This window comes from Oceanobacillus sp. Castelsardo (assembly GCF_001659985.1).
In the GTDB taxonomy this organism is placed as follows: Bacteria; Bacillota; Bacilli; order Bacillales; family Amphibacillaceae; genus Oceanobacillus.
This window is the reverse complement of the sequence record NZ_LYCS01000001.1, coordinates 433,527-460,449: the sequence shown is the minus strand read 5'-3', so window position 1 is coordinate 460,449 and position 26,923 is coordinate 433,527. Positions and strand designations below refer to the sequence as shown.

The 26,923-nt window shown below is 36.8% G+C and carries 36 protein-coding genes; 35 read left to right on the top strand and 1 reads right to left on the bottom strand.

Going from position 1 to position 26,923, the window contains the following annotated elements:
• The 30 genes from A9178_RS02300 (at position 1) to A9178_RS02180 (ending at position 21,816) form a co-directional block, all read left to right on the top strand.
• On the top strand, positions 1-228 hold the full coding sequence (locus tag A9178_RS02300; RefSeq protein ID WP_068672296.1) for a hypothetical protein: 228 nt from the start codon (positions 1-3) through the stop codon (positions 226-228).
• A gap of 29 nt (positions 229-257) precedes the next feature.
• Positions 258-434 carry a hypothetical protein gene (locus A9178_RS18850; protein WP_156520682.1) on the top strand — a complete coding sequence of 59 codons (177 nt, stop codon included), beginning with the start codon at positions 258-260 and terminating at the stop codon, positions 432-434.
• A 36-nt stretch (positions 435-470) separates the two neighbouring features.
• Positions 471-614 (top strand): hypothetical protein, encoded by a 144-nt coding sequence (locus tag A9178_RS18845; protein ID WP_156520681.1) that lies wholly within the window; start codon positions 471-473, stop codon positions 612-614.
• 25 nt (positions 615-639) lie between these two features.
• Positions 640-951 (top strand): MazG-like family protein, encoded by a 312-nt coding sequence (locus A9178_RS02295; protein ID WP_068672295.1) that lies wholly within the window; start codon positions 640-642, stop codon positions 949-951.
• Between the two features lie 101 nt (positions 952-1,052).
• Positions 1,053-1,508, top strand: coding sequence for a DUF1064 domain-containing protein (locus A9178_RS02290; protein WP_068672294.1), 456 nt, complete (start codon positions 1,053-1,055; stop codon positions 1,506-1,508).
• Positions 1,509-1,697: 189 nt separating this feature from the next.
• Positions 1,698-1,904 carry an XtrA/YqaO family protein gene (locus tag A9178_RS02285; RefSeq protein ID WP_068672293.1) on the top strand — a complete coding sequence of 69 codons (207 nt, stop codon included), beginning with the start codon at positions 1,698-1,700 and terminating at the stop codon, positions 1,902-1,904.
• Positions 1,901-2,455, top strand: a complete 555-nt coding sequence (locus A9178_RS02280; RefSeq protein WP_068672292.1) for a hypothetical protein — start codon at positions 1,901-1,903, stop codon at positions 2,453-2,455. The genes A9178_RS02285 and A9178_RS02280 overlap by 4 nt, the downstream gene beginning before the upstream one ends.
• Positions 2,456-2,549: 94 nt before the next feature.
• Positions 2,550-3,044: a sigma factor-like helix-turn-helix DNA-binding protein gene (locus A9178_RS02275; protein WP_068672291.1), complete on the top strand. Its 495-nt coding sequence runs from the start codon at positions 2,550-2,552 to the stop codon at positions 3,042-3,044.
• A gap of 63 nt (positions 3,045-3,107) precedes the next feature.
• Positions 3,108-3,518 carry a hypothetical protein gene (locus tag A9178_RS02270; protein WP_068672290.1) on the top strand — a complete coding sequence of 137 codons (411 nt, stop codon included), beginning with the start codon at positions 3,108-3,110 and terminating at the stop codon, positions 3,516-3,518.
• 42 nt (positions 3,519-3,560) lie between these two features.
• Entirely contained in the window at positions 3,561-4,463 is a 903-nt protein-coding gene (locus A9178_RS02265; RefSeq protein ID WP_068672289.1) for a terminase small subunit, read from the top strand.
• A complete protein-coding gene (locus tag A9178_RS02260) occupies positions 4,420-5,727 on the top strand; it encodes a PBSX family phage terminase large subunit (RefSeq protein WP_156520680.1) in 1,308 nt (435 codons plus the stop codon). Before A9178_RS02265 ends, A9178_RS02260 begins: the two co-directional genes overlap by 44 nt.
• 18 nt (positions 5,728-5,745) lie before the next feature.
• A complete protein-coding gene (locus tag A9178_RS02255) occupies positions 5,746-7,341 on the top strand; it encodes a hypothetical protein (protein ID WP_068672288.1) in 1,596 nt (531 codons plus the stop codon).
• Entirely contained in the window at positions 7,341-7,589 is a 249-nt protein-coding gene (locus tag A9178_RS02250; RefSeq protein ID WP_068672287.1) for a hypothetical protein, read from the top strand. The genes A9178_RS02255 and A9178_RS02250 overlap by 1 nt, the downstream gene beginning before the upstream one ends.
• Before the next feature lie 6 nt (positions 7,590-7,595).
• Complete coding sequence (locus A9178_RS02245) at positions 7,596-8,684, top strand: phage minor capsid protein (protein WP_068672286.1); 1,089 nt, start codon at positions 7,596-7,598, stop codon at positions 8,682-8,684.
• 14 nt (positions 8,685-8,698) lie between these two features.
• On the top strand, positions 8,699-8,842 hold the full coding sequence (locus A9178_RS18840) for a hypothetical protein (protein ID WP_156520679.1): 144 nt from the start codon (positions 8,699-8,701) through the stop codon (positions 8,840-8,842).
• A 46-nt stretch (positions 8,843-8,888) separates the two neighbouring features.
• Positions 8,889-9,056 carry a hypothetical protein gene (locus A9178_RS18835; protein ID WP_156520678.1) on the top strand — a complete coding sequence of 56 codons (168 nt, stop codon included), beginning with the start codon at positions 8,889-8,891 and terminating at the stop codon, positions 9,054-9,056.
• 115 nt (positions 9,057-9,171) lie between these two features.
• Complete coding sequence (locus A9178_RS02240) at positions 9,172-9,930, top strand: coiled-coil domain-containing protein (protein WP_068672285.1); 759 nt, start codon at positions 9,172-9,174, stop codon at positions 9,928-9,930.
• A 2-nt stretch (positions 9,931-9,932) separates the two neighbouring features.
• Positions 9,933-10,304, top strand: coding sequence for a hypothetical protein (locus tag A9178_RS02235; protein WP_068672284.1), 372 nt, complete (start codon positions 9,933-9,935; stop codon positions 10,302-10,304).
• A 16-nt stretch (positions 10,305-10,320) separates the two neighbouring features.
• Positions 10,321-11,307, top strand: a complete 987-nt coding sequence (locus tag A9178_RS02230; RefSeq protein WP_068672283.1) for a major capsid protein — start codon at positions 10,321-10,323, stop codon at positions 11,305-11,307.
• Positions 11,308-11,343: 36 nt separating this feature from the next.
• Entirely contained in the window at positions 11,344-11,520 is a 177-nt protein-coding gene (locus tag A9178_RS18830; protein WP_156520677.1) for a hypothetical protein, read from the top strand.
• 5 nt (positions 11,521-11,525) lie between these two features.
• The gene (locus A9178_RS02225; RefSeq protein ID WP_068672282.1) at positions 11,526-11,867 is read left to right on the top strand and encodes a hypothetical protein; all 342 of its coding nucleotides are present in this window, start codon (positions 11,526-11,528) and stop codon (positions 11,865-11,867) included.
• Positions 11,864-12,205 carry a hypothetical protein gene (locus tag A9178_RS02220; protein WP_068672281.1) on the top strand — a complete coding sequence of 114 codons (342 nt, stop codon included), beginning with the start codon at positions 11,864-11,866 and terminating at the stop codon, positions 12,203-12,205. Before A9178_RS02225 ends, A9178_RS02220 begins: the two co-directional genes overlap by 4 nt.
• Complete coding sequence (locus tag A9178_RS02215) at positions 12,198-12,686, top strand: hypothetical protein (protein ID WP_068672280.1); 489 nt, start codon at positions 12,198-12,200, stop codon at positions 12,684-12,686. The genes A9178_RS02220 and A9178_RS02215 overlap by 8 nt, the downstream gene beginning before the upstream one ends.
• Positions 12,683-13,108 (top strand): minor capsid protein, encoded by a 426-nt coding sequence (locus A9178_RS02210; RefSeq protein WP_068672279.1) that lies wholly within the window; start codon positions 12,683-12,685, stop codon positions 13,106-13,108. Before A9178_RS02215 ends, A9178_RS02210 begins: the two co-directional genes overlap by 4 nt.
• The gene (locus A9178_RS02205) at positions 13,101-13,670 is read left to right on the top strand and encodes a hypothetical protein (protein ID WP_068672278.1); all 570 of its coding nucleotides are present in this window, start codon (positions 13,101-13,103) and stop codon (positions 13,668-13,670) included. Before A9178_RS02210 ends, A9178_RS02205 begins: the two co-directional genes overlap by 8 nt.
• A gap of 60 nt (positions 13,671-13,730) precedes the next feature.
• Positions 13,731-14,222 (top strand): hypothetical protein, encoded by a 492-nt coding sequence (locus A9178_RS02200; protein ID WP_068672277.1) that lies wholly within the window; start codon positions 13,731-13,733, stop codon positions 14,220-14,222.
• An 86-nt stretch (positions 14,223-14,308) separates the two neighbouring features.
• Positions 14,309-14,551 carry a hypothetical protein gene (locus A9178_RS02195; protein WP_156520676.1) on the top strand — a complete coding sequence of 81 codons (243 nt, stop codon included), beginning with the start codon at positions 14,309-14,311 and terminating at the stop codon, positions 14,549-14,551.
• Positions 14,552-14,565: 14 nt separating this feature from the next.
• Positions 14,566-18,372 (top strand): tape measure protein, encoded by a 3,807-nt coding sequence (locus A9178_RS02190; protein ID WP_068672275.1) that lies wholly within the window; start codon positions 14,566-14,568, stop codon positions 18,370-18,372.
• Positions 18,373-18,376: 4 nt separating this feature from the next.
• Positions 18,377-19,261 (top strand): phage tail domain-containing protein, encoded by an 885-nt coding sequence (locus A9178_RS02185; protein WP_068672274.1) that lies wholly within the window; start codon positions 18,377-18,379, stop codon positions 19,259-19,261.
• A 14-nt stretch (positions 19,262-19,275) separates the two neighbouring features.
• A complete protein-coding gene (locus tag A9178_RS02180; RefSeq protein WP_068672273.1) occupies positions 19,276-21,816 on the top strand; it encodes a hypothetical protein in 2,541 nt (846 codons plus the stop codon).
• A gap of 46 nt (positions 21,817-21,862) precedes the next feature.
• Here A9178_RS02180 and A9178_RS02175 read toward each other — a convergent pair whose 3' ends face one another.
• Positions 21,863-23,029 (bottom strand): O-antigen ligase family protein, encoded by a 1,167-nt coding sequence (locus tag A9178_RS02175; RefSeq protein ID WP_068672272.1) that lies wholly within the window; start codon positions 23,027-23,029, stop codon positions 21,863-21,865.
• 219 nt (positions 23,030-23,248) lie between these two features.
• On the opposite strand from A9178_RS02175, the gene A9178_RS02170 reads away from it, so the two are divergent.
• The 5 genes from A9178_RS02170 to A9178_RS02150 are packed head-to-tail and all read left to right on the top strand — an operon-like array spanning position 23,249 to position 26,882.
• On the top strand, positions 23,249-23,500 hold the full coding sequence (locus A9178_RS02170; protein ID WP_068672271.1) for a hypothetical protein: 252 nt from the start codon (positions 23,249-23,251) through the stop codon (positions 23,498-23,500).
• Positions 23,501-23,550: 50 nt separating this feature from the next.
• The gene (locus A9178_RS02165) at positions 23,551-26,043 is read left to right on the top strand and encodes a phage tail protein (protein WP_068672270.1); all 2,493 of its coding nucleotides are present in this window, start codon (positions 23,551-23,553) and stop codon (positions 26,041-26,043) included.
• On the top strand, positions 26,012-26,242 hold the full coding sequence (locus A9178_RS02160; RefSeq protein WP_060668207.1) for a hypothetical protein: 231 nt from the start codon (positions 26,012-26,014) through the stop codon (positions 26,240-26,242). The genes A9178_RS02165 and A9178_RS02160 overlap by 32 nt, the downstream gene beginning before the upstream one ends.
• A 53-nt stretch (positions 26,243-26,295) precedes the next feature.
• The gene (locus A9178_RS02155) at positions 26,296-26,604 is read left to right on the top strand and encodes a hemolysin XhlA family protein (RefSeq protein WP_197482140.1); all 309 of its coding nucleotides are present in this window, start codon (positions 26,296-26,298) and stop codon (positions 26,602-26,604) included.
• A 14-nt stretch (positions 26,605-26,618) separates the two neighbouring features.
• Positions 26,619-26,882 (top strand): phage holin, encoded by a 264-nt coding sequence (locus tag A9178_RS02150; protein ID WP_068672269.1) that lies wholly within the window; start codon positions 26,619-26,621, stop codon positions 26,880-26,882.
• The last annotated feature ends 41 nt before the right edge of the window (positions 26,883-26,923 follow it).

Here is a 26,923-nt window from a genome sequence, read left to right as displayed (position 1 = left end):
ATGAGACCGCCCAGTGTAGATGAAATGATGAAGCTAGGAAAAGAAGTCAGTTCCAACAATAAACCAATGACAACAGAAGAGATGAATAAAATGTTGGAAGAAGAGAACCACAAGTTGAATGAAGAAATAAAGGTAGTTACGTTGGAGTTACACCAAGCCGAATCAGAAGCACTTCAATATAAAACCGCTTTTAAAATGTTGGTAAAAGAAATATCTAAAGAAAAGTAACCAACATTTCGACTAAAGGAGGGGTGCAATTGACAGGACAAGAACTATTTGATTTAAAAAAGGAAAACCTAGAACTTATCGAAGCATTTGAATTCTATTCACTTTATTACGACATTGCAGATAAAACTCTATGGTTTTGGAATGGTCAAGACTTTTTCGGAATGGACGTGAGTGACTTTTACGAGGATTTATATAAATATATCTAATCAACATTTCGAAGAGATTGTGAAGGAGTGAAAATTATGACAGTTGAAGAATTGATTGAGGAATTAAAAATGTATAGTCCGAATCAAAAAGTATGGGTTCGTGTAGGAAGTGATTTTAGACCAGTTTCGCAAGTTGATGAGGATGAACTTATTGAAGATGATGATTTAGTAATTTCGTGATGACGACAAGCGAGGAGGAAAGACAATGGATTTAAATAAATTAGTTGAAAAAGTGGAGCAATGGAGTATTGAAAAAGGATTAGACAAAGCTGACAGTAGCAAGCAGTTTTTAAAGGTGTCAGAGGAAACAGGGGAAGTTGCTGCAGCATTAGCAAGAAGTGATAGAGATGCTCTAGAGGACGGAATAGGCGATGTTATTGTTACGTTGATTATATTGGGGCAACAAAACAATTTAAGCATTGAAAGGTGTCTAAATACAGCTTATCAAGAAATATCTGGACGCAAGGGTAAAATGGTCAACGGCGTATTTGTGAAAGAAAGTGACTTAAAGGAGTGAACCAACATGGAAAAACTATTAGACACACTTGAAGTTATCTATCTCTTAACAGGTATTTTTGCAATGGGATCTATAGGGTTGTTCTTTGGAATGGTGATTTTATGAGGGTAAGGAGAAAACCTAAAAACAAATACAATGCTAGAAAGATAGAGTTTCAAGGCGTAACTTTCGATTCACAAGCTGAATATGAGTATTATCTCATTCTTAAAAATGACAAAAGTGTACAAGACATCGAATTGCAACCCGAATATCAAATTATCAAGCCGTATAAAGTAAAATGCGGTAGGTGTGACGGTCGTGGAAAGGTATTGAATACCAAAACACTCAATCTTAACAAATGCACCTTGTGTAAAGGATATGGCACTCGTACAAAATCGGGCGCAAAGTTTACAGCAGACTTCAAAGTTACATACATCGATGGTGAAATAAAGGTAATTGATGTTAAAGGTGGGCCGACATCTAAAGACTTTACCCTAAGAAAAAAGCTGTTTGAAATTAAAACAGGACACGAACTAGTGATTGCTAAGAAAACTGGGAAGGGATGGGAAGTTAACTGATAGAAGAACTAAAACGTGGCAGAAGTCTTCTGAATAGCGTATATGCAATGGACGAGTTGGATAAACGTGCGTTGGACGATTCTAAAGTAATCATGGCTAAAGCTTCAAGCGAGATACTTAGGTTGCAAGAGGATAACGAGAAATTGAGGGAGTTTATAAGCAAAAACATATCATAGGAGTGATCTAGCAATGCAGCAAAACAAAGAAGAAATTCAACTAGATTTAGATTCCAATAAGCTAGAATTTGATATAATGAATATTCCTTCCAGTTGTGTGATAGTGATTTGCGATGGTAAAGCTAAATTGAGGGAGCTTCCACCATTTGGCGAATATAAAATTGTTACACATCAAGGGAAGGTGAAACGAATGCGGAGGGAAGAGGGAGAAGAGTTTTGAAAGCAATACCAGTTAGTATAAAGCAATGTGAGGGTTTTTGGAATTGCGTCACTCCTGATGCGTGGGTAACAGGGGTAGGTACTCTTATCGGTGCATTTTTAGGTGCTGTATTAGGGATATTAGGAGCATATTTTCTGTTTAAGAAAGAATTATTTGAATCAAAGAAAGAAAAGATAACGACTTTCAAAGTGGAATATAAACAGGCTAGTAGATGGATTGGAATAACCCTAAGCGCACTTAAGGACCTTGAAGAAATTTGGGATAAAGATGGGGTTTTGGGACATCTATATGTAACTAATGAAAAGCTCTTTAGTAAAACTAAAGAGTATTTATCGGAAATACCTACTAATTATATTCCCAGTGAAGTAGCAGATGATTTTGAAGAATTAATATATGAATTATCAGGTCTTGGATTTTATATTGATGTATACAAACACGATATATTTAGAAATGATAGGGAAAAAGAAGAGACAAAACGCGATTTGCATGCCTCGATAGAAAAGCTTGAAATGCTAAACAATAAAATAATGGATTTTATTAAGAAACAATAGTTCTACCAGCCATCTGGAGGACACTGAATGACGCAATAAGCGTTGTTTGGTGTCCTTTTTTGATTAGCAAAACACTTGAGGGAGTGGATTTTTGATGAACAGTCAACAATTAGAAAGTTGGGCGGACGAATTATTAGGAGAATACAAGGAAGAGCGCAGGGATTTAGGAAGAATGAAAAACGATCTCGAACCCGAATTGTTTATGGATAAAAAGCAAATTAATAGCATGATAGATAGCATGTCGTTCACTATCGAATGGATGGAAACAGGACGGCAACCGGGTTTATATAGGGGAATTGATAAACGTAATGCTTATCGGTTAAAACAATATGAGGATATGGATATTATTCCAGATATAAATGAGGAGTTACGGAAAGAGCGGGAACCATTTTATTTAAACGCTAGCCAAAAAGCTAAATTAATAAATATATTTAAAAGTTTTTCGGATAGGGAGCGACAGTGCTATATCATGTATGAAGCTGAAAACTTAAGTATGAAAAAGATTGCTGATCGTTTAGGAATTAAAAAGCGCACTGTCCAGCAATACATTGAAAGAGCGAGGGAAAAGGTGGAAAAAGTCGCTTCTTGACGTACGATTGACGTACGAATTATCTATTGTTAGAAGGGGTCTTAGATAGAGCACTATAATAAAGTGGAACGTGTTCTTTTAAGACCTTACGGTCTTTATATAATGAGAAAAAACCCTTTTTTAATTATTATGGAATTAGGAGGGGATAATATTAAAGGGTTAAATGATAAAATAGTCATTCTAGGAGAGAAACTACAGGTTATTGGATATGAAGTTAGTGAACTAGGAAATGCTCTAATGCCATATTCGTTTTTTGCTTATTTGTTTTTCAGGTTACTAATATACAAGTGGGGAGTTAAGTATTCTAGATATAACAATCTGGTAAAGTCTATTTGGTATTTAGCTTATGGCACAATGCTGCTGACAAACGATTTAGGTTTAGATGTTGTAGTAATATTAATAGCTTTTATAGAGGGTATAGATTTGCTGTTTAAATACTTTGAAGAACGTCGAGATTCTAAAAACGCATCCTAACAAGGGTGCGTTTTTATTACCGGAGGTGTGGGGTTGATGTAAATGCCAAACTGGGATGAGATTAGGAAAGAGTGGGAAACGACAAAGTTTACATTAGCAAAGTTAGCTGAAAAGCATGATGTTAAATTAGGTACATTAAAGAGCAGAAAAAGTCGTGAAGGTTGGTCGAGAGGTTCTCCAAAAAAGGATGCAACCAAAACGAAAAAGGATGCAACCCCTAAAAAGAAAGTTGCAACTAAGTCAAAGAAAGAAGTTGAGCCTATTGTGGAAAGTGATGAACTCACTGATAAACAAAGGCTTTTTTGTATTTATTATATTAAGTATTTCAATGCTACCAAAGCATATCAAAAGGCTTATGAGTGTGCTTATACAACAGCGATGGTGGAAGGTCATAGACATCTAAGAAAGCCTAAGATAAGCACTGAAATAGACAGGCTTAAAGCAGAACAAGCAAATGAATTAAAATTAGATGTTCGTGATGTATTACAAAAATACATTGATATAGCCTTTGCCGACATAACTGATTATGTAGTATTCGGAAACAGAGAATCACCAATGAGAGATCAATATACTGGTGAAATTCTTACAGATGAAAATGGCGAACAAATAATGGATACTCACTCCTATGTTGATTTAAATGAATCCGATGAGGTTGATGGAACAATCATTACAGAGGTTAAACAAGGCAGAGATGGTATATCTGTTAAACTAGCCGACAAAATGAAGGCTCTTGAGATGCTATCGAAATACTTTGACTTGCTATCCGATAATGATAAGAGACGTCTCCAAGAAGAGAAACTTAAAGCGGAGATTGCTAAAGTTAAGGGCGAGGAAATGGATGAATATGAAGATGATGGCTTTATTGAAGCATTAGGAGATGCGGCGGTGGAGGTGTGGGACGATGACGACAGCGACGATGGAAGCGCCGAAACCGAAGAAGCTTAAACCTGCATTATTCAAGTTCAAACGATTTTCAAAGAAGCAATTGAAAGTGTTGACCTGGTGGAATAAAAAATCACCTGTAAATGATAAAGATGGAATTATATGTGATGGATCCGTTCGTGCCGGAAAAACAGTTGTTATGTCTCTGTCTTACGTTATGTGGGCGATGGAAACATTTAACGAAGAAAACTTTGGTATGGCCGGAAAAACGATAGGTTCTTTCAGACGTAACGTTATTACACCTTTAAAACGAATGCTAAAGTCTAGAGGTTATCGAGTAAAAGACCATCGAGCAGATAACTATTTGACCATTACCAAAAACGGTGTAACCAATTACTTTTATGTTTTTGGTGGTAAGGATGAGAGTTCGCAAGATTTGATACAAGGGATTACTCTAGCTGGAATGTTCTTTGATGAAGCAGCACTAATGCCAGAATCATTTGTTAGTCAGGCGGAAGCACGTTGTTCTGTAGATGGCTCAAAGTATTGGTATAACTGTAACCCCGCTAGTCCCTTTCATTGGTTTAAAGAAAAATACATTGATAAGTTAGAAGAAAAAAACCTAATCAGATTACATTTTACAATGGATGATAACCCTTCTTTATCTGAAAGGGTTAAAAATCGTTATAAACGAATGTTTTCTGGTATTTTCTATCAACGGTTTATCCTGGGCTTATGGGTGCTTGCGGAAGGCGTTATATATGACATGTTCAATAAAGACAAGCATGTTGTTAAAACGGAAGAAAGAAGATATACAGAGTACTACGTATCGATTGACTACGGAACGCAAAACCCTACTACATTTGGATTGTGGGGTAAATATAATAACAAATGGTACAAGGTTAAAGAGTACTTTTATGATGGACGTAATTCTTCTAGACAAAAGACTGACATTGAATATAGCAAGGATTTAAAAGCATTCGTTAAAGGGATTCGCGTTAGAGGTATTATCGTAGACCCATCTGCTTCAAGCTTTATAGCACAGTTAAAGAAAGATGGTTTCTATGTTATTAAAGCTAAAAACGATGTTCTGGACGGTATTAGAAACGTTCAAACGGCGTTAATTGAGGAAATGATTTACTTCAATGATTGTTGTAAGGAAACATTTAGAGAATTTTCATCTTATATTTGGGACAAAAAAGCAGCAGATCGTGGAGAAGATAAGCCGGTTAAACAATTCGACCATTTAATGGACTCAGATAGGTACTTTGTCAATACAATTTTATTTGCTCCTAAAGCTGGCATTAGTAGTGCGAGCGCTTGGTAAAAGAAAGAAGGTGAACATATGCCAAACTGGACAAAATTTGATGCTTCTGTAATTGAGAAAACACACGGTAACATATTTTATTACCGTAAGCTGTACGAGGGGGAGCATTCAGAGATATTCCCCAGGGCTAAAGAGTTAATCGAAAAAGGCGAAATTGTAGACAACATCATGTACGGTACGCAAAGGGCACAGAACGTTAAAACGCCGTACTTGGTGGCAAACATATGTAAGTTAATACCCGAGATACCTGCAATGCTTGTAAGTCGTTCTATAGGGAATATACAGTCTTCCTTATCTCCGGATGATTTTCAAGCGGAGAATATTAATTCTTATACAGATGAAATAGTGGACGAGCCACGGGATGATGTAAGTGAAATAATCCATGTTCAGCAGGAAATTATTAATCAGATTCAAAAGAATAGTAATCTAGCGTTTGAACATTGGGGGAATATCTTACAACAGCAATTGGATGGCGGTCTTGTAGGTGTGCCGTGGTTGGATGAAAAAGGACTACGAGTGGAATTTAAAGCAAGAGACGTATACTATCCTCATGATGATGGAATGGGCATTGATTTGGCTTATGAAATTGAAATAGACGAACAAGAATACTTGCATATCTATCGTGAACAGGTGATTGATGGTGACTTGCATACGAAACATATGCTTTATCTGCTAAATGAACAACGAAAAACAGAAGAAGTGTCAGAAGATGAAGCAAAGGAACTTCTTGGCATGAAAGAGTTAGAAAAGGTGTACCCAGGACGCGGTAGACCTTTTATTATTTATTGGCCGAATGAAAAAACATTCATGAATCCACTTGGTACTTCTTGTTTAAAAGGGCAAGATGGGAAGCAAGATGAGATTAACTGGACACTTACTAGAAACGCTATCACCTTTGAACGTAATGGGAAGCCAAGAATTGCTATCTCCAAAGAGATAATGGCAGCACTTCAAGAAAGGGCGCTGGAACGTTACGGAGACGAAGCGAAAATAGATCACAGGGATTTAGAAATCACTACCTACGATGATAACGGGAAAGCGATGGAAGTCATTCAGATTGATATCACTAAGATTGGTGATATTCAGTGGGTTAAGGACTTGATGAAGCTTATGTTGATGGAAACCAAGACATCAGAAAAGGTTGTCGATTTCTACATGGATAATAATGCATCAAGTGCTCAATCGGGTGTGGCTAAGTTCTATGATTTGTTTACGTCATTGATTAAGGCGGAGCAAATCCAATCTGAATATATTTACTTCTTGCAGCAGTTGATTGAGAGTGCGCTATGGCTTGCCAATTTCAATGATGATGCGGTAGTAATTGAAGAACCAGAAGTGATGCTTAAATCTATGATTCCGATTAGTCGCAAAGAATTGATTGAAGAAAATAACATGGCTTATGTACAAGGTACGCAATCATTAGAAGTGACAATAAGACGCAACAATCCTAATGCGAGTGAAGAATTCATACAGGAAGAATTGGCGAGAGTTGAAGCGGAGCGAACAAATGATGACTCATTCAGTCTGCTGAGGGGTAGACAAACGTTAACTAACTTTATGGGTAACCGTGACGCAAATGGAAATCCGATACAAAATGAAGGGAATGAGGAATAATGGCAAAATACCGCAAGAAACCAGTTGTTATTGAAGCTGTTCAATTATTAGAAGGAACAACACCTAAACAAGTTAAGAATGCGTTGGGGGTTGATCCAGTAATTATTTCTAATGATAAATACTATATTCAAACATTAGAAGGCATGATGGAAGTTTCTATAGGTGATTACATCATTAAAGGTGTCCAAAATGAATTCTATCCATGCAAACCAGATATTTTTGAAGCTACTTACGAAAAAGTAGAGTGATGAATAATGAAAAGTGATGAACTAATCGAAGTCACGAAAGCTATGAAACTAGAAATCCTGGATATCATCCTTAACGCCAATTTATCCAGTGATAAAGAAGCGCAACTCACTATTTTAACGATTGATGATATGTTCGAGCGTTTAGGGTTGAAGGTAGAGGAAGTCATCCCAGAAGATACCCTACGTTCTTATTTTAAAGGTGTAGATGAAGCCACAAAGGCATTGAGTGCAGCAGGAATTAATCCGATTGGCGGACTAGGTGCCAGTATATCCACAAGCGGGCAAGTAGCTTCTGCATTTGCTACCCAGGTCCATATGAACGCCATTGCAGAAATCACAGACAATACCATGCTTGATTTAAAGGCGGCAATACGGACGGCACAGCAAAACACTTATTTTACTTTGATGACTACTTTGCAAGACGTAAAAGAGGATTTACAAAAAGGCGTTATTCAAGGTAAGGCAAGGCGAGTTATTACTCAAAGGGTTTCAGAATCATTCGCAAAAGAAGGAATGACTAGTTTTATAACGATTGATGGCAAACGTCTTCCGTTGGATTTTTATTCCGAAACTGTGGTGCGAACCAATATAAAAATGGCTCACACCAAAGGGGCAGGAGAAAGATACCGAGAAAATGGCATGGATTTATTTACAGTAACCGGGGGAACTCCTACATGTCATCAGTGCGCGCCTTTAAGAGGTATCGTTTTTACTTTGAATCCAGATAGGAAAGATTACACCTATATGAATCCAAGAGATATCATAAGACATCCCAATTGCAACTGCTCTATGTCTGTCTGGGTGGAAGAATATAAGACAGAATCGGAAATCAAAAAGGCACAACGAGAATCTAAGGCATTTAATCCCGATAAAGACACACGATCTAAAAGCCAAAAAGAAGCTTATGAAGAACAACAACGATTGCACCGCATCAATAATTATGATAAGAAGCGCTATGCTGAAATGTTGTCTATTTTAGGCGAGGAACGTATGCCTAAAGGGATAGGGGCATTTAAAAGGATGAAGCGTTCAAATTCGGATAACTACAAGAAGTTATTGCAGGATTACCAGGATGCTTTGAAAGCTATTAAATAATGGAGGTTAATTAAATGAAAAATGTGCTTGACGCTATAACAGGCATGACAACTCTTATTCATCAAGTTACAGAGGATAAGCGTATACCCGAAGATGTTAGAAAAGAGTATTTAAAAAAGTTCAATAAGACTATTAAGGAAGCTGGAAGTAGTAAGTAGGCATCTGTTAAGGATGTTTTTTATTCTGCTAAAAGGTGGTGATTGCATGAAATATTTAGTAGTGGTAGCTAATGGCGATTATGTGACAAACAGAAGAGTAAGTGAAGTAGAATATATCGTTATCGATGAAGGTGTATATACATTATACGATAAAGAAAACAAGGTATTATTCAGTTCTCCAGCTGACTCGTTAGTTTATTTAGAATTGGAATAAGTGCACCTAGCAGTCAAAAGTTAGGTGCTTTTATTATGCCTTTTTCCATGCTTATAGGCGTTAAAGAATAACATGAGTAATGGCTCCTGCACCTAAGCAGAGGAAGGAAATTGAGATGTTGAAACGATTAATTACATGGTTTATCTCATTATTTGAGCGTGACCTTTCTACGATAACGAAAGAGGAAACAAAGGAAATCAAGCCTTTGAAATTGAACCTGCAATTTTTTGCTGATGAAGACCCTGAGGATGATCCAGAGGACGATTTAGAAGATGACCCAGAAGAAGATCCCGAGGACGATATCCCGGACTTGGATGAATTGCTCAAAGACCCAAAATTTAAGAAGCAATATAACGCTAAATTGAAAGGGCAATTGAGTAAACGCATGAAAAAATACAAGGATATTGATCCCGATGAGTATCGCCGGCTCAAAGAACAGGCAGGTAAAAAGAATGATAAGCAGGACAATGATGACGAGGACGAACTAGAAACTCTTAAAACCCAGCTGACCGAAAAAGAAAAGCGTATTGAACGTGCTGAACGCAGGGAAAAACGGGCTATGGTTAAGGAGTTTGCTGTAGATAACCAAGTTAATCCAAAACTATTAGCACGTCTGATCAACGTGGATGACATTGAATTGGATGAAGACGGGGAAGCCGAAAACCTAGAAGAATTATTTGAAGAATTGGAAGAAGAATTCCCAGAGTATCTTGGTGCTTCTGATGATGAAGATACAGAAGATGAACCAGACAGAAAGAAGAAATCTACTTTCGTTCCTGGCGCTCGTCAAAAGAGTAATAAGAAAAAGAAAGTCGACCCATATGAAGCAGGGAGACAAAAAGCACTTGAACGACATAAGAAGGAGGAAAAATAATTATGAACTTACAACCATACAAACAAAAAATTGTAGGTCAAAAAGAGTTCTTACGTAATGCAGTAGGAACGGAATATAAAACAGGTGGGGCAACATTAGATGCATCCGCATTCAGTGAAGGATACGTAAACGCCGGAACCGCAGTCTATTTAGGGGATAATGGACTTTATCGACCGTGGGATGTAACTCCAGAAACCGGTACTGCTGCAACCGCAAAAGGCGCTGGATTAACTTCTCACGATGTAAAGGTGATTGCAGGACAAAACCCTATTGTTGGTGTTCTATCTGCAGGTCATCCAATCGAATCAAAATGTACAGGAGTCAATGATGCATTTAAAGAAGCTACAAAGGGCCGCATCGTTTTTGACATTTAAAAGGAGGATATAAAATATGCCATTAAGATTACCAGAATTTCAACAACCACAATTAACTGGTTACGTACAAAACGTGCCACAGGCTAGAGAGTACCTATTACGTCAATTCTTGCCAACAGAAAACGTATTTGACATTAACTTTGCATACAACGTAATCAATGGAAAATATGCTTCTGCAGCTAGTATTACCGGATGGAATGCATCTGCTCCATTACGTGATACGAAAGAAATTGAAAAAGCGTTCGGTCAAGTTGCGAAAGTACAACACGGTTTTCGTTTGGATGAAACGCAACTAATCCAATACAACCGCCCACGTACACCAGATGAAGCAAATGCAGTAGTTGAACAAATCTATCAATCTACTGATGAACTTTCCCAAGGTGTAGATGATATTGAAGAATACATGAGAGCACAGGCGGTTTATACTGGAAAATTAAAATATGATGATGATGAAAACGACATTCATATCAATATTGACTTTGATATTCCAAGTGAAAACAAAGTAAGTGCAACCACACCATGGAGCGAAGCTGGTTCTACTCCATTATCTGATTTACAAGCAGGGGTTGAGCAATTTAAGAAACAGAACCAACGTCGTAAACCTGTGGTAATGCATATTACAAGCGCCACAGAAGCAAACTTATTACAAAACGAACAAATCCGTACTCAAGTGTACGGGAAAGATAGTGGACAACGGTTGTTAACAAAAGCAGATATCCAAAATGTATTTAGTGCATTAGGATTACCGCCTTACCAAATTAATGACGATGTAATTGTAATTGATGATAAAGAAGTACAATTACTTGAAGATAACAAAGCGGTTCTTATCGGAAGCGATTTAGGAAAAACGATGTTGGGACCAACCGTAGAAAACAACTACACTCCAGGTAAATTTGCAGTGCCTACAGTGAAAACGAACCCACCAGAGGAATCTGTAGTAGTTGGGGAAGCGGTATTCCCAGCGTTAAAACGTCCGCAATCTATCGTAATTATGAGCGTCTAATTAGACGCTCTTTTAGTTTTTAAAGGAGGAAATAACATGCCGAAATATATAGCTAATGGTTATTTATTGCACCAAGGAAAAATCATTCCTACTGGTGGAAAAGTCGAATTGACCAAAGAACAAGGTGACCGTTTAGGTGATAAAGTAACACTTGTTGATGAACCTAAGAAAGAGCCTAAAAAGGATTCAAAAGCTAAAAAAGAAACGAAGTGATCATTATGATTACGAATGAAGCTATTAAGGATTATCTTGATCGTATGTATGGGAATGGTTTGTTTAAAGAATTGGAACCAGAACAACAAGAAAATGTTATATTTAGCGCCCATGAATTGTTAAAAGATTATTTTGAAGAGGATTCTATTTCCCGCCGTGCAGTAGCCTTGCAAGTCCTTTATATGCTTGAAGGAGAAGAAGAGGAGTTCTCCAAATTAAAACGCCATGGTGTAACGAGCTATAGCGTGAAAGGTGTATCTGTCTCCTTTGATGGAACAGAAATAGCACCATCGGTTATTCAATTACTAGAGCCTGCTCCCAAGGCGAAAGTGGGGCGTTTAATATGATTCCTCCCATGCGCCAAAAAGTCACCGCAAACGTGCCTGTTTTTGATGGAAACGGGCAACCAATAACAGATAAGTATGGTAGACCAAAAACAGAGAAAAAGCATTCGAAAGCAAGAGTGCAATTTAAGTCACAATTAATCCGTGATGCAAATGGACAAGAACGCCGTGTTAATCTTGAAATTGATTTACCGCGTGATTTTAACCCTGATAGCGGGATTGAATTAGATTACGTGACAATAGATGGGAAAAGCGGTACTGGCACCATCGTTTCCAAAGATGAAGCTACAAATCTATCTGGTAGCAAAGTCTATTATAGGACGGTGTATGTCGATGGCTAAGAAAGGTGCGTTTAACGTTGAATTTAATGGCGTTGACAAATACATTAAGGACTTAAAAATGATGGATAGCAATGTCCATAAGGTTCTGATAGATGAATACACGAAATATGGAATGTTGGTTGAAGAGGGAACCAAGGCGCTTGTGCACCATGATCATGGTGACTTGGAGGATTCGATTAATTTTGATAAAGCAAAGAGAGCCGGGCCAGCTGTAGTTGTTGAAGGTGGATCTAATCTTGAATATGCCTTAAGAAGGCATGAAGAACCTTATCGTCCGGGAATTCGCGACAAATATGAAAGTGGCAGGCATTATCCCGGTTATTACGTAGATGGACGAGGGCGAGGAACAAGAGGTAAACCAACATGGCGTGGGTATCAACCTGGTCGTAAGTATCTTGAAAACGCCATTAAAGCAACCGAGCCAGATTACGACAAAACAAATGCAAAGGCGATTGACCGCATTTTAAGGAGTAAATCATGATACAGGAAGCGTTAATGCATGAACTTGAAGCTGTCATTCCTGGTTTAACCTGGACGGTGGATTATTATTTTGCTGACGATAACACAGGTACGGTCTATTCGACTGCAAGTGGTCAACCAGACCGTTATGACACAGAATACCGTTATCCTGGCTATCAAGTATGGATTCGTTCCAGCGATTGGGATTATGCCAAACTAGTAGCAGAATTAACGTATAAACAATTGCATAAGAAAAGTAATTTTAGAGTTGCAGTAGATTACGAGAAAGATGGACAAGTAGTGTTAACCAAACATTATCTTGTCTTTTTTGTTGTGGCTGCAAGTGAACCGTTACGCATTGGAGACAACAACGGAATTATGGAATACAGCGTCAACTTTGACGTGACTTTGAAAGAACTAAAGGAGGAAGAAATCAGTGGCTGAAAATAAAGAATATATCTTTGGTGTAGCCGATATAACAATCGGTGAGGGTGAAAACCAAATCAAATTTGATGGCAAAGATTATCTGCAAGCAGAAGGTGGCTCATTGAACCTAACGCCAACGTATACAGAATTTACGTTTGTAGATTTTGGAGAAACCGTTGTTGAACGGCGTTTGTCTGGTTGGGAAGGCACAGTAACAATTGTCGCAGGACAAGAAGATGCGGAAATTTTAGAGTTGGCACTCGCTTCAACGGAACCAATAACTGATACCACTTCAAGTGAAGTAGTAGGTGCGATGGATGCCAAGATAGGAACGAAATTAAAAGGGCGTAAAGTCAACATCCATCCAAGGGTATTGCCTGAGAGTGTTAAAGATATGGACTGGACAATCTACAATGCGGCATCTACAGAGGGATTTGAACGCGAATACAACGCAGAACAAGGAAATGTAACTATCACCCTTACCATGATGCCTAGAGTCGGATTTGACGCTTCTAAACCAGGTAACTTCTTTTTTCGAGGTGGCGTAGACCCGAACGCAGATGCTGGAGCCGGAGCATAACCAAAGAGAGTCCTTTTGGGCTCTCTTTTTAAATACTAAAATTCTAGGAGGAGTAAATCCATGAAAGTAACTTTAAAAATCAAAGAAGAAAATACGGTAGAAACGAGACAGCATGAAATTGAGGAATTAAATCTAATCCAAATCACACGTGCTATTAAGGTCATCAAAGATGTTATGAAATTAGCGCAAGAAGACCAGAATTTAAAGGCTTTATTTGAGGACATCTTCGATGCAGAACAGGAAGAGGGTCTTAACGCTGACAATTTAGATCAAAACTTTATTCAAAAATTAATAGGTGCTATGGACGTGCTCTTGGCAGAAATCCCAGAAAAAGCTTTTGAACTATTAGCTATTCTTTCAGACGTTGAATATGAAGTGTTTATGCAACAAAAACCAGATGATGTATTTGATATTTACGATGCAGTTATCCAAGTAAATGACATTGAAAAATTAATCAAACGCGCAAAAAAGTCTTTGGCGTTGACGAAATCACAGGTGAAAGTTATCAATCTTTTCAACCGGGGCAATCAGACGGAACAGAAGCAAGCATAGAGGAAGCTTTTATATTCAAGCTTTCAAAGAAATTAGGTGGGCGGAATGAGGTTGTAACTAGCCCTGCTGTTGAGTTGTTTAAATATATGGATATGGCGTTGGAAGAAGAAAGAAATCAAGCTGAACAAGAAAAAGCAAAAATGTATATCCAGTATCTATCAAATATTTTTTCTCAACCACAGATGGACAAGCCAGACCCTAAATACCTAAAGGCTAAGAAAGAGTTTGAAAGCTTGTTAATGCCAAATAGTAAAGGTAAGCAAAAGGAGCCTAAACAAGCGTACGAGTGGGATTTTGACCCTACTAAATTTATTGAAAATAACGGATAGAAAGGAGGTAACCTATGGCAGTTATTAGGGAACTGCGAACGAGGTTTACTGCTGAAGCAAAAGCGCTCAAAAAAGCGTTTCAATCCATTCAGAAGGATGCTAATGCATTAGCTAAGAGTAACAAAACGCTAAGTGAAGCCTTTAAAAAGACGAACAAGCAGACAGACGATACTACAAAACGATTTAAAACGGCTAGTGGACAAGTATATGCGTTAAATAAAAGTTTGGATAAAACACCTAAAACAGCTAAAAGAGTAGATCAAAGCATTAGCACTGTTAACAAAGGTGTTTATAAATTAAATAAGAGTTTCTCTAACACTCCAATAGCAGCAAAACGTGTAGTTAAAAGTGTTGGTGATGTAGATAAAACGGTAACCGATGTTAATAAAGTAGTTACAAGAATGGGTGAGAGCGCCAAGAAGAGTGCAGCTGATGCTGGGAAGAGTTTTGACGAAGTTGCATCAAATGTCGGTAAATCAACTAGAAGTGTTCGTGAATCGATAAAAAGTGGGATAACTGCACCATTCGCAGGCGCTATCGGGTCAGTTCGAAATTTCACTAGCGCAGTAGGTTCGATTGCTGCATCAATCGGAGTATATTCGTTAGTTTCGAATGCTATCAATATGGTTACAAAATCATTAGATGGCGCCATTTCAAGGTATGATACCTTAACCGGGTTTCCAACAGTTTTACAGCAAATAGGTTTTTCTGCTGGGGATTCAGAAAATGCAATTAAAAAATTGTCTGATGGGATAGACGGATTGCCAACTACCCTAGACAGTGTGGCCGGAATAACACAGCGTATTGCAGTTATGACCGGGGACTTAGACGGCGCTGTTGAAACAACATTAGCATTAAATAACGCTTTTATAACTTCGGGTGCGAGTGGTGCTGATGCATCGCGAGGACTAGAACAATATGTACAAATGCTTTCCCGTGGAGAAGTTGATTTACAATCTTGGCGAACGCTTCAAGAAACAATGGGCGTCGCGTTAAATGATACCGCGAAAGCTTTCGGTTTTGCAGGTGCATCGGCTCAAAACGACTTATATGATGCCTTGCAGAACGGTGATGTCACCTTTGAACAATTTGATAAAAAGTTGATCGAGTTAAGTAATTCTACTGGTGGTTTTGCTGATAGAGCAAAAACTTCTAGTGCTGGGATTAAAACAGCATGGACAAACATGAATACAGCTATTGTTAAAGGTACAACGGATGTTATCAGTGCTATTGATGAAGAGTTGGGTGGAGTAGGCAGTATTTCTGGAATAATTGACAATATAAAAGGAGGAGTACAAACCACCTTTTCTTGGATTGTCGGGAATATTCCTGTTGTTGCGGACAAATTTAAAACATTGCGTGATGTAATTAAAAGCGTATTTGATGCTTTTAAAGGTGACAATGACAAAGCTTCTTCTATTCTAAAAAGGCTCGGCTTATCAGATGCTGAAGTCAAAAGCATTGGCAAATTTGGGGACTTGATTCAGCACAATTTATCTCGTATACGAGATATAGTTGTTCCTGCATTGCAACGGGTAGGAAAGTCTGTCAAAGAAACGTTTATCGCTATTTGGCCTACTGTACGAAAGGCACTATCATCTGTTGTGTCATTTATCGGTGGGATTGTAGGAAAGATCACAACATTTTGGGCAGAGAACGGTCAACAAATTGTTGATGCAGTTGGGAACGCATTTAATTTTATTAAATCAATTATTGCTTTTGTTATGCCACTTGTGCTAGGCATCATTAAATCAGTCTGGGGCAACATCAAGGGAGTCATCCAGGGTGCGCTTGACGTCATTATGGGTCTGGTCAAAGTCTTTACTGGTTTGTTTACAGGAGACTTCTCCAAAATGTGGGAAGGGTTAAAACAAATATTCTTTGGCGCCATTCAATTTATCTGGAATTATATTCAACTATTATTCATTGGACGTATTCTAAAAGGCGCAAAAACATTTATAACGGCGTTCAGTTCGGGTTTACGCAGCATGTGGAATGGCGTTGTTAACTTGTTTAAAGGAAGCATAACCGCCGCATGGACAGCTGTTCGCAATGGATGGAATACAATCTGGAACGCAACAAAAACTATTTTCACTAACATTTGGAATTTCCTAAAATCCATTTGGACAACCGTTTCAAACTTTATACGTAATACAATTTCCGCCATATTCACCCGTTTTAAAACCGGATGGAATAATATCTACAATAATACCAAGTCTGTTTTTACTACCATTTGGAATTTTTTAAAAAATATATGGAGTAATATTTATAACGGAATCCGAAATCGAGTTTCTGATATCTTCAATCGAGTGAAAAATACTTGGAATGATTTGAAGAATAATACCACAAAAGTTTTCACGGATATCTATAACGGTATCAAAGGGAAATTTGATGACATTGTAGATGCTGCCAAGAAACTACCCGGTCGTATTGGTGATGGAATTGGAAAAATGGCAAACAAAGTCACTGATGGAGTGAAAAAGGTTGTCAACAAGTTAGCCGGAACACTTGGAAGTGGTGTAAATGGCGTTATCAGCGGTATCAACTGGGTGCTTAAACGAATTGGTGTAGAAGAAGAGAATCATATTGACGAATGGTCTGTTCCTCAATACGCAAAAGGAACAAAAGGTCATCCAGGTGGTTTAGCGGTGGTTAACGATGCAAAAGGTTCAGACTATCAGGAACTTATTCAAACTCCAGACGGAAATACGTTTATGCCACAAGGCAGAAATATATTAATGAACCTACCTAAAGGGACCGCAGTTTTGCCAGGTGACGAAACTAAAGAGTATTTATCAAACATTCCTATGTACGCCAAAGGAATTGGTAATTTCGCCAGCAATTTAGGAAGAGGTATCAAGTCTGGTGTTGGTAAGGCAAAAGACTTCGCCGTCAACACGGGTAAAGCAGTTGGAAAAGGCGTTAAAAAAGGCGCCCAAAAAGTCGGTGAATGGGCCGGAAATGTTTGGGATTATATCGAAAACCCTAGTAAACTTCTTGACATCGCACTTAAAACTTTAGGTGTTAATGTACCAAAAGGCGGAAACCTAATTGGTGACATGGCTAAAGCTGGATTCACTATGGTTAAGGATAAGGCTGTTGGTTTCATCAAAGATAAAATGACTAACTTCATGGATAGCGCGCCATCAGCAGGAAGTGGTGTCCAACGTTGGGCAGGAGTGGCAACTAACGCGTTAAGAATGACAAATCAATACACTGCTGCTAATCTACAGCGTCTACTCTATCAAATGCAGACAGAATCCGGCGGAAATCCAAGAGCTATAAACCTGTGGGATATCAATGCTAAACGTGGTATTCCTTCGAAAGGATTAATGCAGGTAATTGATCCAACGTTCCAAGCTTATAAAATGCCAGGGTTCAATAATATTTGGAATCCATTAGACAATATTCTAGCATCCATTAGATATGCGGTTAGTAGATATGGTAGCTTAACGCGTGCATATCGTGGTGTTGGTTACGCTAATGGGGGCATTGTAAACATGAAACAACTTGCTTGGATTGCTGAAGGCGGTTGGGCTGAATCTATTATTAGTCATGATCCTTCTAAACGTGTAAGGCAGCAACGTATTTGGCAAGAAACGGGTGACAGGTTAGGGTTTACGGATGACAAATACAATAAACAAATGCTTTCTGAATTAGAGAGAATAGCAAGGGTAGTAGAAGCTGGTCACAAAAACATCACGAGAGCAATTGAAAATAAGCCTGTTTTATCTGGTAGCGATATTAAAAGGGAATATGACAGACGTGATTCGCGGGAAGCAATCAATCATTCAATCTTCACTGGAAGGCCAAGGGGGTGAATAGATGCAAGATTTATTCCAAATATATGATTTAGATTTTAAACCCATACCTTTACCAAAAGATGAGCTAGAATACGGTCTAAAAGGTATGGGTTTAGTAGTATCTTCTGTAGGCCAAGAAGTAACAGAACATAGTATACCTGGTCTGCCTGGTACTATCATAACAGGCGTTAGAGATGCTGAACGAGAAATATCTTTAAAGGCCTGGTTAGAGTCAAAAGACAATACAGATTTTTTATTAAAACGCGATAGAGTCTATTCTTTTTTTAAAAGATTAGGCTCTTTTTACGTGACTGAAACACGTCAAGGAAACAAATTAATGAAGGTAAGGGTAATCGAACAGTATTCACCAGAAATACAAAATGGCGTACAAACCTTAACGACATTCGATATACCTTTAAAAATTGACGGACAACCATATTGGATAAGTCGTTTTACAAGTTTAGATCTTGATGAAAAGGGTGTTCCTTTTAATAATCATTGGTCTTTTGGTATGGGGTTAGACACTGACCCAGATAGATTAACCTACGTACACAGTAATAAAACGTCATTTAATATATATAACGCCGGGACAGTTCCGATTAAGACCGTTCAAGAAAAAGGAAATTGCATGATTGTAATTGATGTTTTGCAGTCAGTCAATAATTTTAGATTGTATGATGCGACAGGTAGATATTTTGAATATAATCCAATGAAAAATGACGATTGGGTTTTATCTTCTGGAAGCAAGATTATTTTAAATGGTCACTATATGACTTTGAATAATACACCAATATTAGAAAGAACGAACCGATATTTTTTAAACTTATTACCCGGAGATAACAAAATGAAAGTAGAAGGATTGTCAAATTACATCATTGCATTTGATTTCAGATTCAAATATGACTAAAAGAAGGTGATAGAATGGCACGATACAACATAGACAATCCATTGAGTGATGCTGGACGTAATAAATTGAATGCCATGTTTGAAGAATTATATAAAGAATACACAGGAGCAGGAATAAATGCGAAGGAAGCGAGAGAAAAAGCAGTACAAGCAGTTGCGGACAGTTTGCTCGCTAAAGATATTGCAGAAACCACAAGACAAGAATTAATTAACATTATTCGCGAACAAACCGCCGGTGGTGACGTTGTTCCAGAAGTAGTAAGAGCACGGGGAAAACATCAAGATTTAGGAGATAGACTGAATTCAACAGATTTACAAATGGCCCAAACTACGCTTGTTGTTAATCCTAATAATTTAAAAGAACCAACGGATATTGATGATACTGAAAGTTTCAGAAGGATGATTAGTAAATCCATAGAGAAAGGTATCCGGAAATTGGTTGTTCCTTATGGCGAATATACTATTTCTAAACAAATATGGTTAAACGGAGCTTCTGATTTTGAAATTGATTTACAAAACTCAAAAATAATATGGAATGGTCAAGAAACCGTTACTACAAATCGAGGTATTATGCACTATGGTGTTTTTACTGCAATGAGTGAAGGTTATGACACGGAAGTTACTCAAAAGTCAGTTATCGCTTGGGAACAAGAATTATCGTTACCTACGCATATTGTTCCTGAAGAAAATCATGATGGTTGGACAATGAAATGTTCTAAATTAACACTTGCTGACGTAACAGGACTATCGGAAGGAGATTTTATTCACTTTGCAGTTGGACAGGCTAACGCATCGGGAAACGAAGACTATTGGCTTGTTTTTAAACCAACTGTTAATGTTGTGTGTAAAATCCTCCATATAATTGGTAACGATGTATATGTCGATTATCATAATCCTTACGATTTTTCACAGGTTGATATACCTTCTGTTAGTTGGGTTAAAAAGATAAAAACTATTAATAACGTAACAATTAAAAATGCTTATATCGAGGATGTTTCTCCTTATGAAGCACCAAAAGGTATTACAGGGGATAATCCAAATAGAGATAAGTTAGTTAGTGGAATTGGATTCCATTTCGCAGTAAACTGTAAGGCTGAAAATATACGTGGTAAAGGGTTGAAATTACCACTAGTCATGATTCAATCTTCTTATAAAACAGATGTCGAAAAGATAGAATTAGAAAAACCAGAAAGTCACGGTGGCGGGGAAGGTTATGCTGTACACTATGACGGAAGTATAAAATGTACAGCCAAAGATATTGAAGGTAACGATGGTAATTCGATTTTAGATTTCTCGGCATCGGCTTTTTGTTTAGGAGAAAGAGTTAGATCATCCGTTACCTACTCTCACAAAACAATCGGTACACACTCAATGGCTGAACATGATATTACTTTTAGGGATTGCGAGGGGGTATTCGGCTTCAGTAATAGTTCTTTATGGTTTGCTAGTATGAGTGTAAAAATTGTATTAGATAACTGTAAAGGATCTATCGTAAGCGCAGGAGACTCTTATACTGACATTTTAATCAATGGTGGAGAATATAAATTTCATGATAATACAAGGACAGTTTTTAAAAACGCTGTCTTTAATAAATCAAAAGTTTTTTTAGGCATTCAAACCGAATTCTCTGGACATGGTAGAGGGATAGATACACCATCAAGTATTACGTTTGACGAATGTGATATAGTCGGGGTGAATTATTTTAATGGAGGATTATTGACAAGAACCAAATTCTCAGCATTAGATACTTTAAAAATCGGTGGTAGTATAGATTTTACCGATGTTGATGGTAGATTAAGATTTGAAGATGTGAAGGAAATAGGGTTATATGCTAAGTTGAAAAACGTTCCAATATCCGTTCAACAAAGAAACAATGTGGTTAACTTAGTTAATTTGATTTTTGAACCAAAACAAGTAGTAATAGACGATGACATACATGGTTCAAGTTTATTTGAACTTGATGAAATTCAAGATGTTACACTATTAATGAATGTTGTCAACTCAAATTTCACTTATTTGAGAGATTCAGACTTTTATTTATATGCCTTCAACGCTAGTGTAAATAAATCAAATACAACTATTGTATTAAATACAGTTGGTAATACGTTTTATTCTGCATATAACAATAAATTAAGAGTTCATAATGAAGATGCAATCGACACAAATACTTCTTATAAAAAGATACAAAAGGCTTCATCTAATATAACGGTGGGTGCTTGGTTAACAGGTAGTTGGGATGTTGCATTAAATAGGGATATAAATAAAGACAACGTTAATGCAGCTGGATTCATGAATCTTTCTGGTAATCCAGGAGGTTCAGTATTACCCCAACGCCCTGGCATACTTGCAAATGTACTTGGGACTAAAAGAGTGTTTTTATCATTTGATAATTCGTCCAATCAGGATTGGTTTGAGTTAGCGAGAATTCAATACGGGTCATCTTCTCAGAGACCTACTTCAAGACAAGTAGGAACAACGTATTTTGATACCGACTTAGCTAAACCGATATTTTGGGGCGGTGATATATGGCGGGATGCAAATGGTCAATCAGTCTGATACCAAAAGGGCTATCTTTTTATAGATTAGCCCTTTTGGTATATTTTCATGTTTTTTCATATTCTGATCGAGTTTGTTTAAACACACCAGTCTGAGAGTAAATGATTATCCAGCAATAAAAAGGAACAATGTGACCAAGGTTCATTAAGAAATTTTCCACATTTGCGTAGATAAGGTAACTTATCATCAATGAAACAGTTAAAAGGTTTATTTTCAAACCGCGGATATTGCGAATAAAGAACACCAATATTAATAATAAAATGAGAAGTAAGTTGAACAATCCAGCTTCAAAAAACCAAACAATAAAACCGTTATCTGTGTTGATTTTCTTATTTACTAAAATATCTACGGACGATAGTCCGTGACCAAATAGATAAGTTTGTAGATCGTTTGTTATGAAAGTATCATAAATATACTCCCAATTTGTTGTTCTTCCACTTGTAAAATCGTGTAAGTAATCGTTATTCAAGTTATTTATAAAAAGATTAGAAAAATGTATTAGAGAAGGTATAAACAACAAAATGAACGCCAATTTTATATAAGGACTTTTTAAAAAATTAAAATACTTAAAAGCAACATAACAAACAACGAAAACTGCTAAGGAATACATTGCGCCACGAGAATCAGAAATAAATAAAAACGTTGAATATATAAGTATTGTCAAAACATATCTCTTTGAAACTTTGTGATTGATTATCATATTTAAAATGGCAGCCATTATAGTAACAAACGAAATAGCTCCTAAATAATTTGGATGCTCAAACATTCCATATATGCGAACACGCCCATAGAAATAGGAATTTGATTGTTCAATCAATAAAGGTATATTACCGATAAACGCAAAACTTGTGACAATTAAACTGCTGATAATTACTATGTTGTTGAAGGTTATAAAACTAGTAGCATTATGCAATTCTTTCTTTGCAAAAATAAAGATAATAAAAAACAGATTAAAAGTCATTAGTGATGTTAAACTGGAATAAGTGTTTTCACTATAAAGACTAGTAATTAAACCCAAAGCGTTAAACATTAAAAAGAATAAAACCTGTGACTTGGATGGTTTGTTTAATTTATTCCTGTAAACATACAGAAAGGAAAAAAATAAAATAATCATAGAAACAGCTTTAAACATGATTCTATTAAAATCCAGTTCTAAATAAAAAGCAAAATAGGATAAAAACATTAGGAAAAACGACAATTTTAAGATTTTCATTATTACTTACCTTTCTTTGAGTTATTTCTAATAAGATATACCTATTTTACATTTTATAACAAAAACTACAATAATAAAGGGTATTTATTACAAATTGATGGGGTGGTTTATTTTATTGATTTATAATCGGAACAGATTGTTAATGTATTGAATTAAGAATAACTAAGATAAGACACTCATTTTAGAGTGTCTTTTTTTTAATAAAAAGGAGGAGGTTTTATGTTTATTTCTAAGAAAAAACTAAATCGAATATTACAAGAAGCTAAAAGTGATTCTTTTAGAGAAGGATACTACGAGGGGAAAACAGAAGGATATTCGAACGGTCATCATGTAGGACTTACTACTGATAAAAGAGGAGTAATATATACCAGTAATGGTTTGTATGTATTTGACGATACAAAAAACGACGAAAAAGTATTTCATCCATTGTACGCTAGTGATTTTAATGTTAGCACATACAAAGATAATTAAGAGGACACTTCAGAGCAAAACGGTAATATGTGCTAATTGGAGGTGATAATTTGTACAATACCGGACAACCCGCAGTGTTCTTAAAAGATTTAACAGGTCGTGAATACCCAGCAATTGCAGAAGTAAAAAGAAATAAACGAGTAAATGGACAGCGTGAAATATCGTTGTCTTTTTTGTATACAGAAGTAAATAAAGACTTTATGAATCAATTGGAGTTTGGTTGGAAGGTTTTATTTGATGGTGAATGGTACACTATAACCCACACAGGCAAGGCAACTGATGGGAAATATATGTTAATCGATGTAACGGCAATACTAAGCTTCTTTGTAGATTTAAATGGTTATTACCTACAAGATACCGTAGAGAATAAATCATTTACAGCTGCTAATTATTTTAGAGGGTTATTCGAGGGTACACCTTATACGTATGTATTGGTCGACAACTTGGCATCTAACACCTTGAGTTACCAGGATAACCAAAGTAAAACAGAACGTTTCTTGTATGGTATTGACCGGTTTAAAGGTGAATATAAAGTACAAGGAAAAGTAGCGTATATTTATGGTCAAGTTGGTAGTGATAAAGATGTAATTCTGCATGAAGATTTAAACGTCAATAGTGTAAGTATTGATGTAGATGCAAGTGGATTCCATACATGGGCAAAGGGTTATGGAGACTTGCCAGAAGGGGAAGAAGATGGTGATTATCGACTAGAAGTTGAATATATATCTCCTTTGGCTGAAAAATACGGATTAATTGAAGGTCCTGCAATAAAAGATGGAAGATATAAAGATAAAAACGAATTAAGAGAAGCCGTTAAAAACCAAGTCGAAAACAGTTATACAATTTCTTCAACAATTGAAGCGATTGACTTAACTAATAACGGTTACCCAGAAATGGTTTTAGAAGAAGGCGATCGAGTTTGGGCATCTGTAAGTAGATTAAATCTTGATCAACGAGTTAGAGTCATGGAAATTGAAGAATATTTTGATTGGGAAGGTAACATTATAGACGTTAATTATACAGTTGGTAATGAAGGAATTGCTTCTCAATATAAAACGGAACAATATAATACTATTGCGGATTTTAGAGACATTCAAAGTGGTCGTAAAAAACTAGAGTATAATTGGTTACCCGATGCGGTCAGACGTGCTTCTGAAATCATTAATGGAAATGATGACAGCTTGTTTAAGTATGGTGCTGGTGAAATCATTGGTATTAACCAAAGAAACCCTAACGGCTATATGAGGTTTAATACAGATGGTTTAGGATTTAGCCGAGATGGTGGTAAAACATATCGGTCAGCGATAACTTATGAGGGTATAGTTGCCGATGCTATTACCACAGGGACATTAAGAAGTATCTTAATTGAAGCTGTTGAGATTTATGGTAGTAAGTTATTTTCAAGTGATGGTAATACCTTATTAGAAATAATAGGCGGCAATGTAAAATTAACTAGAAATAATGGTAACTATGTTCATGTAAATCCCGATGGTTTATTCGGATATAATTCGAGTGGTTCCCAACGTTTCCGAGCTGACAATCTATTAGTAACAAGTGCTGCATTAGGAACAAGTAATTCCAATGTATACCTCGCTCCAGATTCTAATAACGAGGTACGTGTGGTTGATGTTTCTAGCATTCCATCCGATGGGGTAGCGGAAAATTACAGCTACAGACCTATAAGAGCGCAAGGACTTAGATTTGGACCCGGAGCCAATGGATACATTGGTACGGAAGGTGAAGTTAGAATCACCTCATCGGGATTTGTCCGTGAAGATGGGTCAATTATCTATAGACCTTTACGTGCAGGAGCTATCCACAGTAATAATTTTGTTACTACCTCCAGAAGCTTATGGATGGGTACAGATAGCGCAATGCACATTGTTAATAAAGGCTATGCGGAAGATAGTTCTGGTAGTCCAATTTATCGAGATATTTACGCTAATGATATTTATAATCGTGCAATGATTACCAGGACAACAAACGCCTATGTCGGTACGGATGATGAATTAAGAGTTGTCAATAAAGGTTTAAGTGGCGTTTATCGCAACGTGAGAGCGAATGGTTATTTCGGACAATTTTTAAGCGCCGATGTAGGTTTAAATGCTTATATTGGTACAGATTTAGAGTTGCTAGTAACATCTAGAGGTATGGGGAATAACTCCCCAATCGTTTATCGCCCTGTTAGGGCAAGTGAGTATAATAACGGATCATCTATTACGTATAAAACAAACATATCTGACTTGCAAGTAAACGCTTTGGACGTTATTAACAACTTAGAAATTAAACAGTTTATTTTACAGTCAGATGTAGACCAAGGAAGATACAACAATTGGCAAGTAGGGGTGATAAGTGAATTGTCTCCGGAAGTTGCTACTACTGATATGAAAGCTGTTAACCTATATAAAATGTTAAGTTATGCAGTAAAAGCGTTACAGGAGGAATACAAAGCACGTACAGGCTTAGAACAACGTGTGGAAGATTTAGAATTAATGATGGAGGTATTAGCTAATGGAGAAGGAACAGAAACAGCAGCAGCCTAAAGGGCCGAATAAAGATTTTATGATTAATTCTTTACGGAACCAATTATCAGAAGCGTCTCTTAAAGTCGCTGAAGGTGATGCCATTTTGGGAGAGTATTTTATTCAACTGCAACAGAAAGATGAGAGAATTAAAGAATTAGAGAAAGATAACGAGGAATTAAGGAAACAGTTAGCTGGTAAAGAAAAAAGCGAGAAATAGCGCCAAATAAGGCGTATTTTTTATGGATAAAAAGAGATACGAGGGGGTCAATGATGGAAAAAACAGAAGAGGTGGTTCCAATGGATATATGGCAAGACCGAGTTAACCAGGATATCGCAAATTTAAAAAGTAGCCATACTCAATTAAAAGATAATCAAGACAACATGAAAAATGATATCCAAAAACTCCAATTATCGGACAAATTACAAGATAAAGAGATCTCCAGTTTAAAAGAAACGTTATCAGAGATTAAAGAAGATACAAATTGGATTAGAAGAAAAATCACAGGAGCAATCATTACAGCCACAATCACTGCTGTCATAGCAGGAGTAATCGGTGTAGTGGTTGCTAATATTTTTTAAGGAGGATGATTTGAATGTATGAAAGAGACGTAAAAAACGACAAAATAAAAGGTATTGTAATTCTATTAGTAGGATTTTTACAAGCTGTTATGGGGTTTCTAGCCACTCTAAACATTGAGTTCCAATGGCTAACTGATGCTAGTATTAGTGCATTTGGTGTAATGATTTCCGCAGCTATTATGCTTATTGTTGGTATATATACTGTTTGGAAAAATACTTTCACTGGCAAAAAAGCACAAAGGCAAAATGAAGAATTGCATAAAAAAGGTTTGAAATAAGGCATCCAATACGGGTGTCTTTTTATTTTATAAAAGGAGAG